Genomic DNA, 236 nt, shown 5'->3' on the forward strand with positions numbered 1-236 from the left:
TGTTGTCACCGGCATGCTGCTGGTGGTCGCCATGGCCATTCAGAATGCCGTGCACCGCATCCATCTAGCCAGCGCGCCGCCGACAACGCTGATGACCGGCACGACGACGCAGATGATGATCGATCTCGCCGACCTGGCGCAGGGAACGCCCGTTGACGCTGCTGCACCGGTAAAAACCCGGCTCTCGAAGATGGCGCTAGCCGTCGCCTCCTTCGCGCTCGGCTGTGGACTGGCAG

Annotated in this window: 1 protein-coding gene; it reads left to right on the forward strand. The window is 64.4% G+C overall.

What is annotated here, in order from left to right:
- Positions 1 to 236 (forward strand): DUF1275 family protein (locus tag SB724_RS21790; protein WP_410573159.1); only part of this gene is annotated, 236 nt, incomplete at both ends.

The sequence above is a fragment of the Bacillus sp. SIMBA_031 genome, from assembly GCF_046535225.1.
Taxonomy (GTDB): domain Bacteria; phylum Bacillota; class Bacilli; order Bacillales; family Bacillaceae; genus Bacillus; species Bacillus velezensis.